This window comes from Pseudomonas sp. AKS31 (assembly GCF_023634765.1).
Lineage (GTDB): Bacteria > Pseudomonadota > Gammaproteobacteria > Pseudomonadales > Pseudomonadaceae > Aquipseudomonas.
Window position 1 is genome coordinate 1 of sequence record NZ_JAMLFX010000051.1, and the last position, 242, is coordinate 242.

Consider the following 242-nt stretch of genomic DNA (forward strand, 5'->3'; position numbering starts at 1 on the left):
TCGTTTTCGATCTCGGTGAGCAATAACTGCGCATGGTCGTAGCGGTACTGCACCCGCGTGCCGTCGGGGTTGATTCGCCGCGAGACCAGGTGCAGATCGTCGTCGTATTCGTAGCGGGTGATGCGCCCCAGTTCATCGCGCTCGGCGGTGACCTGACCGTAGGCGCCGTAGCTGTAGGCACGGGTGCTGCCGGTAGGAAACGTCGTCTGGAGCAGTCGGCCAACGGCGTCCCAATGTTGCCG

Annotated in this window: 1 protein-coding gene; it reads right to left on the bottom strand. The window is 63.2% G+C overall.

Annotated elements, in window-relative coordinates; all coding sequences use genetic code 11:
• Nucleotides 1-242: RHS repeat domain-containing protein (locus M9827_RS27670; protein WP_250608405.1), on the bottom strand; the 242-nt coding region annotated here is incomplete at both ends.